Source organism: Photorhabdus aegyptia, from assembly GCF_000612035.1.
Taxonomy (GTDB): Bacteria; Pseudomonadota; Gammaproteobacteria; order Enterobacterales; family Enterobacteriaceae; genus Photorhabdus; species Photorhabdus akhurstii.
Genome location: NZ_JFGV01000056.1, coordinates 24677 through 34771 on the forward strand (window position 1 = coordinate 24677; position 10095 = coordinate 34771).

Below are 10095 nucleotides of genomic sequence, written 5' to 3' on the forward strand. Positions count from 1 at the left end.
TCTCCGATTCTCGATTACATTAATTATAAATGAGTCATTTTTACGTTCGAGGAAATATTTTTTTACCTTGAATAGACCGGGAACCGTTGTTCCCGGTAATGGTTGGCAAATTAGCCGTTACGACGCTCAAAATCAGCCATAAAATCAACTAAAGCCTGAACCCCTTCTATCGGCATCGCATTATAAATAGAAGCACGCATACCGCCGGCAATCCGATGTCCTTTCAGTGCCTGCAACCCTTGTGCATCAGCCTCTGCCAGAAATTGGCTATCCAGTGAAGCATCAGCCATCTGGAACGGCACATTCATCAGGGAACGATTTTCAGGAGCAACCTGGTTGCGATAAAAATCACTGTTATCAATCGCGCTATAAAGCAGTTCAGCCTTAGCCTGATTACGTTTCGCCATCTCTTGTACACCGCCTTGCTCTTTTAGCCATTTGAAGACCAAGCCCGAGAGATACCAGGCAAACGTCGGCGGTGTGTTGAACATGGAGTCATTCTCCGCCAGAACAGCATAGTCAAAAATAGACGGGGTTTCTTTGCGGGCTTTGCCTAATAAATCTTCACGCACAATAACCAATGTGAGACCCGCAGGACCAATATTCTTCTGCGCTCCCGCATAAATCATACCGTAACGGCTAACATCCAACGGCCCGGAAAGAATAGAAGAAGAGTAGTCGGCAATAATCACTTTATTATCATCAAAATCTGGTTGTTCATGAATGGCGATACCATCAATAGTTTCATTCGGGCAATAATGAACATAAGCCGCATCATCGCTCAATGACCATTCACGCATTGGTTTAACGCTTTTCAAGCCATTAATTTCGGTTTTGATATTAATCACATTCGGCGCACAATATTTTTGGGCTTCTTTAACTGCACATGCAGCCCAATAACCGCCATCAATATAATCGGCTTTAACATTATCACCCAGCAAGTTCATCGGAATAGCGGCAAATTGACCGCGGGCGCCGCCATGACAGAACAATACTTTATAGTTTTCAGGCACTGATAATAGATCTCGCAAATCATTTTCAGCCTCCTTTGCTACCGCGATAAACTCCTTACCGCGGTGACTGATCTCCATAATTGAAGTCCCAATACCATTCCAGTTGCATAGCTCCTGTTCAGCTCTACGCAATACTTCAATCGGTAACATAGCGGGACCTGAACTGAAATTATATACCTGATTCATTTACCTCACCTTATTCTGACGAAATAACAATGATTGATAGCAATAAATAATCTGATATATCGGTTGTACCATTCCCATTTCATTGCTGCAATGGTTATTCAAACGTTGAACAAAACTATCGCAAAAATAGCCAATAAACTTGTTCATTCAGCGCTATTACAAGTGAACCACTTATTTTTTACCTTTTTTATCTACAGCTATGAGAGGAAGGAATAATGTGAATGGCGAATCGGGTAAAGCAATAAATCCATGATGTCGGTAAAATCGCACTGCATTATCATCTTTTGCATCAACAAGCAGCGCATAAGACGCAATTTCGGCACGAATGGTCCTCTCAATAGCATCAGCTAGCAATGCTCCACCGAGTCCCTGACTTCTAAATGTCTGATCAACGGCCAACCTCCCCATCCGTACTGCCGGTACTGTTGGGTATCGAGGCAATTTCTTAATAGTAGCCGTAGGGAGGTTGGTCAACTGGATACCGGCAGCAGCCAGAGTATAATATCCCGCTACCCGGTGATCATGAAGCGCAACAAAACAAACTGCTACGCGGCGCCTAACATCCTGACCAACCTGTCTCTGAAAGTAACCATCTAGAAATTCTGAACCACTGTAGAACGAATCACGATCGTGTTCTTCGTTGAGTTGCATAACATCAAACATCGTGGAACTCATTCTGATCGTAACAAAGAGCGGCGCCGTGCGAATGCACGTTCAAGCGCTGGAGTAGGTTCCGGTGGATTCAGCAATGCCTGCGCAAAACATTGCTGATCGGCCAGAGACAAACGGAATACTTCTGACTGCTCAATTGCGCGTTGCGCCGCATCCTGTGCAGCAGACACAACAAAATCAGTCATAGTACGTCCTTGAATTTCAGCAGCCCGTTTAATCAGGGCATGTAGCTCAGGATTCATACGCGCCTCAAAACGCGCGGTGGAAGTAGCCATAATTGACCTCGACTAAAATTATCCGGCAAATTTCCGTACAAATAATATCTTAGCTACTTTTTGAGCAGAATACTACTTTCAACTGCTAGTTTTAATCAGCACATTCCCTCGCTATAGAGCGCGGAACTCCGTCACCCACGCGCCCTATTTGTTATCTCTGAATCACGAATCAATATTTCACAAACATCTCGTGAATTTTCACCGGATCATGCGTTTCAGTCAGCGCCAATTGTAAAAGTACTTTGGCCTTTTGCGGATTCAGACGTTCAGAAGCGACAAAGCCGTACTTACTATCATCCACTTCCGCATCCTGAGTAACATACCCCACCGGTACACGGCTTGATCTGACAACCACAACCCCATCTTTAGCCGCTTGGGCCAAGGTATCGAAAATCGCCTTGTACATATTACCGTTGCCCACACCGGCGCTGACAATACCTTGATAACCATCTTTCAACAAAGCTTTCGCCGGCAGGTCAGACGCATTGGCATAGTTATAAACAATACCTACTTTCGGCAATTTATCGAGTTTACTGACATCAAAAATAGCCTGATTGGCTCTCGGCTTCGCGTCAGCGTAATAATTGACTTTGCCATTATGAACAAAGCCCTCAGCACCCGCATTAATTGGCTGGAATGCCTGAACTCCGGTGGTGCTCATTTTCACCAGGGTACGCCCACTGATAACCGCATCATTCATTGCCATCAACACACCACGTTTGGCTGATGCTTGATCACTGGCAACCACCACAGCGTTATACAGATTTAACGGGCCATCGGCACCAAGCGCCGTAGATGGGCGCATCGCACCAACCATGACAATCGGTTTCTGGCAGTGGGTAGTGAGATCGAGGAAATAAGCAGTTTCTTCCATCGTGTCAGTACCGTGGGTGATAACAAAACCATCGGTCTTGTCACAATCAGCGTTGATTCTTTTCGCTAGCGTCAACCACACCTGATCATTCATATCCTGCGAACCAATACTAACCACCTGCTCGCCTTTTAGGTTGGCGATATTTTTGATCTCAGGAACAGCATTAACTAATTCATCAATAGCAACTCTTCCAGCAACATAGCTGGATTGGATTGCAGATTTCCCACCTCCGGCAATCGTCCCTCCCGTCGCCAAAAGTGTAATATTTGGTAAAGCAAAAGCAGAACCACTAATTAATGCCAATAAACTGGCTAAAGCTGTGTGTTTCATCTTTTTCATGCTTCTTCCTTAATAAAAAATATCCTATTAGATTATGGATGATGATAACAATAAATCTGTGATAGATACCAGACTTTAGCTACTGAAAAAAAACTCGTATGATGAGCGCCCCATAACGAGCACTCATAAGTGAATACCATGACGCAAACCTTTATTCCCGGCAAAGACGCCGCTCTGGAAGACTCAATCAACGGTTTTCAGCAAAAACTGCAACACCTTGGTTTTAATATCGAAGAAGCTTCATGGCTGAATCCGGTTCCCAATGTCTGGTCAGTTCATATCCGTGACCGCGATTGTCCTCTCTGTTTTACCAATGGCAAAGGCGCCAGCAAGAAAGCCGCTTTAGCCTCTGCTTTAGGGGAGTATTTTGAACGCCTGTCAACTAACTATTTTTTTGCTGACTTCTATTTAGGAGAAGCTATCGCTAACGGTGATTTCGTCCATTATCCCAATGAAAAATGGTTTGCTTTACCGGACGATGATTCTCTACCCGAAGGCATTCTGGATGACCGGTTACGTAAATTTTATGATCCTGAGAATGACTTATGCGCCAGTCAGTTAGTCGATTTGCAATCAGGTAATGAAGAGCGTGGTATCTGCTCCCTGCCGTTTACTCGTCAATCTGATCATCATACCGTCTATATTCCTATGAATATTATTGGCAATCTTTATGTTTCCAATGGTATGTCCGCCGGCAACACGATGAATGAAGCCAGAGTTCAGGGGCTATCCGAAGTTTTTGAACGTTATGTGAAGAATCGTATTATCGCCGAAGGCATCAGCCTGCCGGAAATTCCCCAGGAAGTGATGAATCGTTATCCTGGCGTTGTTGCCGCCGTCAACAAATTACAGGATGAAGGTTTCCCACTCTATTGTTATGACGCCTCCCTCGGTGGGCAGTTCCCGGTTATTTGTGTGGTACTGTTTAATCCTAATAACGGAACTTGTTTCGCCTCTTTTGGCGCACATCCTGAATTTGGTGTGGCACTGGAACGTACTGTTACTGAATTATTACAGGGCCGCAGTTTAAAAGATCTAGATGTGTTCAATGCACCCACTTTCGATAATGAAGAAGTGGCAGAACATACCAATCTGGAGACTCACTTTATTGATTCAAGCGGTTTAATCAGTTGGGATCTGTTTAAACAAGATGCTGATTATATGTTCACTGACTGGAATTTCAGCGGCACGACCGAAGAAGAGTTCGCCACTTTGATGGCAATCTTCAAACAATTAGGTGCCGAAGTTTATATTGCTGACTATGAGCACCTCGGTGTTTATGCCTGCCGTATTCTGGTTCCTGGGATGTCTGATATTTATCCTGTAGAAGATTTACATCTTGCTAATAATACGATGGGAATCCATCTACGGGAAACTTTATTAGCATTACCGGATAACCAATGGCAAGCCGAAGAATATCTGGCACTAATTGATCAATTAGATGAAGAAGGTTTGGATGATTTTACCCGTGTCCGTGAATTGCTTGGTATTGCGGTGGGTAAAGATAATGGCTGGAGCAATTTACGTGTCGGTGAATTGAAATCCATGTTGGCACTGGCTGGCGGTGATTTGGAACAGGCTTTAATTTGGGTAGAGTGGACCCAAGATTTTAACGCCTCAGTCTTTACCTCCGAACGCGCTAATTATTATCGCTGTTTGCAAACACTGCTTTTACTTGCTCTGGAAGAGGATAAAGAGCCGACACAATATTATCAAGCATTCGTAAAAATGTACGGGCAAGATGCTGTCGAAGCAGCATCAGCAGCTATTTCTGGTGAACACTGTTTTTATGGCCTGTGGTCAGTTGATTCAGATTTAAAATCACTGCCCGCTCATCAGGCTTTATTAGCCGCTTATGAGAAACTGCAAAAAGCAAAACGCGATTTCTGGAACGCAAAATAAAACTGTAGAAAAGACAATTCATAATTAAAAGTAAAATTCAGGTTAAATTAAATTTATTTTCAACAACAAATAAACAACAATTTAGCCTGTAATTTTACTTATCAAATGCCCTACCAATAGGTTAAATAAAAAAATATCATAATTTTTAAAATTTTTTTATTTCATTAAAATCAATCAATTAATTGGAATTTCAACCATTTTCATTCCCCAAAACAGAATCTACTGTCAGGGGATTATGATCTATATCAATTTTCCTTCTTCAAGCCTTTGTTACTATCGTTACGTACCGTAACTTATTAATGATAAAGAGAATGTTGGTATGAAAGCTGACAACCCCTTTAACCTATTACCACCTGCGGTAATGACACAAATCGCCAATGACATTGGTGTTTATAAAACCACTAAACCTGTCGCCATTACTTATCTGTCAGCAATAACTGCCGGGGTTTTTATTTCCATTGCATTTGTCTTTTATATTACCGCGACTACAGGAACCGCATCTGTCCCTTATGGATTAGCTAAATTAGTTGGCGGTATCTGCTTCTCCCTTGGATTAATGTTAGTTGTCGTGTGTGGCGCAGATTTATTTACTTCCACTGTGCTAACGATTATTGCCAAAGCGACCGGGCGTATAACCTGGCATCAAATGATTAAAAACTGGATTGACGTTTATCTCGGTAATTTGATTGGCGCGTTATTTTTCGTCGCCATTATCTGGTTTGCCGGTCAATATCGTATTGCCGACGGATTATGGGGCTTAAATGTCTTGCAAACAGCAAACCATAAAATGCATCACTCTTTTATTGAAGCGCTATTTCTAGGTATTCTCGCCAATTTAATGGTTTGTCTCGCGGTTTGGATGAGTTATGCCGGACGTAGTTTAATGGATAAAATATTTGCCATGATCTTGCCAATAAGCATGTTTGTTGCCAGCGGCTTTGAGCACAGTATTGCGAATATGTTTTTAATCCCACTTGGTATTATTATTAAGCATTTCGCACCAACTGAATTCTGGATTAACGTGGGGACGACACCGGAACAATTTTCTCAACTCACCATTTCACACTTTATTACTGACAATTTAATTCCGGTCACTATTGGTAATATTATCGGCGGCGCCGTTTTGGTGGGTTTAACTTACTGGTCAATTTATCTGCGTAATGGGCAAAAACATTAATTCGCTCCCTTATTTAGTTTCTCAAAAGTTCGATTATTATAAAGGTAGAAGTATCATGACTGAATTAAATAAAAAGTTCTCTGTCGCATGGCAAGGTTTTAATCAGGGGGATTGGCAGAATGAAGTCAACGTTCGTGACTTCATCCAAAAAAACTATATTCCATACGAGGGTGATGAATCTTTCCTGGCCGGTTCGACAAAGGCGACCGATACCTTATGGGAAAAAGTCATGGAAGGTATCAAAATCGAAAACCGCACTCACGCACCGGTTGATTTTGATACTGATGTTGCTGCTACTATTACCTCCCACGATGCAGGTTACATCGAAAAAGATCTGGAAACTATTGTTGGCCTGCAAACGGAAGCCCCATTAAAACGTGTGCTGATCCCATTTGGCGGCATCAAAATGGTGGAAGGCTCATGCAAAGTTTATGGTCGTGAACTCGATCCTAAATTGAAACAGATTTTCACTGAATACCGCAAAACGCATAATCAGGGGGTTTTCGATGTTTACACGCCAGATATTCTGAAATGCCGAAAATCCGGGGTTCTGACCGGTCTACCTGATGCCTATGGCCGCGGTCGCATTATTGGCGATTACCGTCGCGTTGCGGTATACGGCATCGATTTCTTACGTGATGATAAATTAGCTCAGTTCAATTCATTGCAGGAAAAACTGGAAAACGGTGAAGATCTGGCAATGACTATTCAATTGCGTGAAGAGATCGCTGAACAGCACCGCGCTCTGGGCCAGATTAAAGAGATGGCGGCTAAATACGGCTATGACATTTCTGGCCCCGCCACTAATGCTAAAGAAGCGATACAGTGGACTTATTTCGCTTATCTGGCGGCGGTTAAATCTCAAAATGGCGCCGCTATGTCCTTCGGTCGCGTATCTAGTTTCCTGGATATCTACATCGAACGAGACCTGAAAGCAGGTAAGCTGACAGAAGTTGAAGCACAGGAGTTGATTGACCATCTGGTGATGAAACTGCGTATGGTGCGTTTCCTGCGTACCCCTGAATATGACGAACTGTTTTCCGGCGACCCAATTTGGGCAACAGAATCGCTGGCGGGTATGGGGTTGGATGGCCGCACACTGGTGACTAAAAACAGCTTCCGTTTTCTGAATACCCTATACACGATGGGCCCATCACCAGAACCTAACATGACCATCCTGTGGTCCGAAAAACTGCCGATAAATTTCAAAAAATTCGCGGCAAAAGTGTCTATCGATACCTCATCTTTACAATATGAGAACGATGATCTAATGCGCCCCGACTTCAACAATGATGATTACGCTATCGCCTGTTGTGTCAGCCCGATGATTGTGGGTAAGCAGATGCAATTCTTCGGCGCCCGCGCGAATCTGGCGAAAACCATGCTGTACGCTATTAACGGCGGTGTGGATGAAAAGCTGAAAATGCAGGTTGGCCCGAAAGAAGAACCGATGAAAGATGCAGTGCTGGATTACGACAAAGTAATGGCCCGCATGGACCACTTTATGGACTGGCTGGCAAAACAGTATGTTACCGCACTAAACATCATTCACTATATGCATGATAAATATAGCTATGAAGCCGCACTGATGGCGCTGCACGACCGTGATGTTTACCGTACTATGGCCTGTGGCATTGCCGGTCTGTCTGTCGCCTCTGACTCATTGTCTGCCATCAAATATGCCAAAGTGACACCAATCCGCGATGAAAATGGTTTAGCCGTTGACTTCAAGATTGAAGGTGAATATCCACAATTTGGCAACAACGATTCACGCGTCGATGATATTGCTTGTGATCTGGTTGAACGTTTCATGAAAAAAATCCAGAAACTGAATACTTATCGCAACGCGGTACCGACACAATCCGTTCTGACCATCACTTCTAACGTAGTATATGGTAAAAAAACCGGCAACACCCCTGACGGGCGTCGTGCCGGCGCACCATTTGGGCCCGGTGCCAATCCAATGCATGGTCGCGATCAGAAAGGCGCCGTCGCCTCTTTAACCTCTGTGGCTAAACTGCCCTTCGCCTATGCGAAAGACGGAATATCTTACACCTTCTCTATCGTACCGAACGCGTTGGGCAAAGATGATGAAACACGTAAAACTAACCTGGCAGGTTTGCTGGATGGTTATTTCCACCATGAAGCTGAAATTGAAGGTGGTCAGCATCTGAACGTCAATGTGATGAACCGTGACATGCTGCTCGATGCGATGGAAGATCCTGAAAAATATCCTCAACTCACCATCCGGGTATCGGGTTATGCCGTACGTTTCAACTCACTGACTAAAGAGCAACAACAGGATGTGATTACCCGTACTTTCACCCAATCTATGTAATAATTTGTTAACAAAGGCCCTGAATTCTGGGGCCTCTATTCGTTTATCCTGCCAGTTTTGGAGCAAACCTGTTATGTCGGTACTTGGTCGTATCCACTCTTTCGAATCCTGTGGCACCGTTGATGGCCCCGGTATCCGGTTTATTGTTTTCTTTCAGGGCTGCCTGATGCGCTGCCTCTATTGCCATAACCGCGACACATGGAATACCCACGGCGGCAAAGACGTGACTGTTGAAGAGTTAATAAAAGAAGCGACAACCTATCGTCACTTTATGAACGCTTCCGGTGGAGGTGTTACTGCATCAGGGGGCGAAGCAGTTCTTCAAGCTGAATTTGTACGTGATTGGTTCCGAGCCTGTCATGCCAAAGGTATTCATACTTGTCTTGATACTAATGGATTTGTCCGCCGCTATGGTCCGGTTATTGATGAATTGATGGATGCAACCGATCTCGTGATGCTCGATTTGAAGCAACTTAATGATGAGATCCATCAGAAATTAGTCGGTGTTTCAAATCATCGCACTTTAGAGTTTGCACGCTATCTGGCTAAACGTAACCAGAAAACTTGGATCCGTTACGTTGTGGTTCCCGGTTGGTCCGATGATAATGAATCCGCTCATAAGCTAGGTGAATTTACTAAAGATATGCAAAATATTGAAAAAATCGAGCTTCTGCCTTATCACGAACTCGGTAAACATAAATGGACGACTATGGGCGAGGAATATCAACTAGAAGGTGTGAAACCACCTGCAAAAGAGACAATGGAGAGAGTGAAAAACATCCTGGAAAATTATGGTCATAAGGTCATCTATTAATTAAATTATTTAACTTTTATCTCTGAAATAAAGTCGCAATAACACCTTCAGAATATCAATGGTTTTTAATCATTGCATTATGTGACAAATTCCCCGGTATCAGAATTTGTAAATTTTGATACCTTACAATAAATTGAGGTTTTGACGAAACAGAACGAGTCTGGTTTCAGCTTCGCTGGACAAACGTAAAAGTCCCTTATATAGCCATCATCCTGAATAAGAACAAAAATGCCGATCTTGAATATCGGCATTTTGCTGTGAAAGAAAAGATTAATTTAATGCTTTAACGCTTCAATTTTATCCCGGCTCAGCCCGGTACTGGTGACAATAATGTCCAAACTCACGCCATGCCGTAATAAGGCACAAGCCGTTTCCAGTTTACCTTCCTCCCTACCTTCAACTCGGCCTTCAACTCGACCTTCAGCTCTGCCCTCAACTCGGCCCTCAGCTCGACCTTCTGTTCGACCTTCCATTCGACCTTCCATTCGGCCTTCCATTCGGCCTT

General features: G+C 43.6%; 8 protein-coding genes and 1 pseudogene. 4 read left to right on the top strand and 5 right to left on the bottom strand.

Annotated elements, in window-relative coordinates:
- Positions 1 to 110: 110 nt before the first annotated feature.
- The 4 genes from serC to ansB form a co-directional block, all read right to left on the bottom strand.
- The gene (gene serC, locus BA1DRAFT_RS16195; protein ID WP_036781176.1) at positions 111 to 1199 is read right to left on the bottom strand and encodes a 3-phosphoserine/phosphohydroxythreonine transaminase; all 1089 of its coding nucleotides are present in this window, start codon (positions 1197 to 1199) and stop codon (positions 111 to 113) included.
- Positions 1200 to 1370: 171 nt separating this feature from the next.
- On the bottom strand, positions 1371 to 1862 hold the full coding sequence (locus BA1DRAFT_RS16200) for a GNAT family N-acetyltransferase (protein ID WP_200868796.1): 492 nt from the start codon (positions 1860 to 1862) through the stop codon (positions 1371 to 1373).
- A gap of 8 nt (positions 1863 to 1870) precedes the next feature.
- The gene (locus BA1DRAFT_RS16205; RefSeq protein WP_036781182.1) at positions 1871 to 2146 is read right to left on the bottom strand and encodes a type II toxin-antitoxin system TacA family antitoxin; all 276 of its coding nucleotides are present in this window, start codon (positions 2144 to 2146) and stop codon (positions 1871 to 1873) included.
- Between the two features lie 169 nt (positions 2147 to 2315).
- A complete protein-coding gene (gene ansB, locus BA1DRAFT_RS16210) occupies positions 2316 to 3359 on the bottom strand; it encodes an L-asparaginase 2 (RefSeq protein WP_036781184.1) in 1044 nt (347 codons plus the stop codon).
- Positions 3360 to 3497: 138 nt separating this feature from the next.
- Here ansB and ycaO point away from each other — a divergent pair, with 138 nt between their 5' ends.
- The 4 genes from ycaO (at position 3498) to pflA (ending at position 9590) form a co-directional block, all read left to right on the top strand.
- Positions 3498 to 5261, top strand: a complete 1764-nt coding sequence (gene ycaO / locus BA1DRAFT_RS16215; RefSeq protein WP_036781187.1) for a 30S ribosomal protein S12 methylthiotransferase accessory factor YcaO — start codon at positions 3498 to 3500, stop codon at positions 5259 to 5261.
- Between the two features lie 319 nt (positions 5262 to 5580).
- Positions 5581 to 6438 (top strand): formate transporter FocA, encoded by an 858-nt coding sequence (gene focA, locus BA1DRAFT_RS16220; RefSeq protein ID WP_036781189.1) that lies wholly within the window; start codon positions 5581 to 5583, stop codon positions 6436 to 6438.
- A 55-nt stretch (positions 6439 to 6493) separates the two neighbouring features.
- Positions 6494 to 8776: a formate C-acetyltransferase gene (pflB, locus tag BA1DRAFT_RS16225; RefSeq protein WP_036781191.1), complete on the top strand. Its 2283-nt coding sequence runs from the start codon at positions 6494 to 6496 to the stop codon at positions 8774 to 8776.
- 73 nt (positions 8777 to 8849) lie between these two features.
- Positions 8850 to 9590: a pyruvate formate lyase 1-activating protein gene (pflA, locus tag BA1DRAFT_RS16230; protein ID WP_036781193.1), complete on the top strand. Its 741-nt coding sequence runs from the start codon at positions 8850 to 8852 to the stop codon at positions 9588 to 9590.
- A gap of 275 nt (positions 9591 to 9865) precedes the next feature.
- Here pflA and BA1DRAFT_RS16235 read toward each other — a convergent pair.
- A pseudogene (locus BA1DRAFT_RS16235) lies at positions 9866 to 10095 on the bottom strand (ISNCY family transposase); the annotation flags it as partial.

Excerpts from the sequence above, each read along its gene's own strand:
- serC (WP_036781176.1), bottom strand. The coding sequence starts at position 1,199 with ATGAATCAGGTATATAATTTCAGTTCAGGTCCCGCTATGTTACCGATT.
- BA1DRAFT_RS16200 (WP_200868796.1), bottom strand. The coding sequence starts at position 1,862 with ATGTTTGATGTTATGCAACTCAACGAAGAACACGATCGTGATTCGTTC.
- BA1DRAFT_RS16205 (WP_036781182.1), bottom strand. The coding sequence starts at position 2,146 with ATGGCTACTTCCACCGCGCGTTTTGAGGCGCGTATGAATCCTGAGCTA.
- ansB (WP_036781184.1), bottom strand. The coding sequence starts at position 3,359 with ATGAAAAAGATGAAACACACAGCTTTAGCCAGTTTATTGGCATTAATT.
- ycaO (WP_036781187.1), top strand. The coding sequence starts at position 3,498 with ATGACGCAAACCTTTATTCCCGGCAAAGACGCCGCTCTGGAAGACTCA.
- focA (WP_036781189.1), top strand. The coding sequence starts at position 5,581 with ATGAAAGCTGACAACCCCTTTAACCTATTACCACCTGCGGTAATGACA.
- pflB (WP_036781191.1), top strand. The coding sequence starts at position 6,494 with ATGACTGAATTAAATAAAAAGTTCTCTGTCGCATGGCAAGGTTTTAAT.
- pflA (WP_036781193.1), top strand. The coding sequence starts at position 8,850 with ATGTCGGTACTTGGTCGTATCCACTCTTTCGAATCCTGTGGCACCGTT.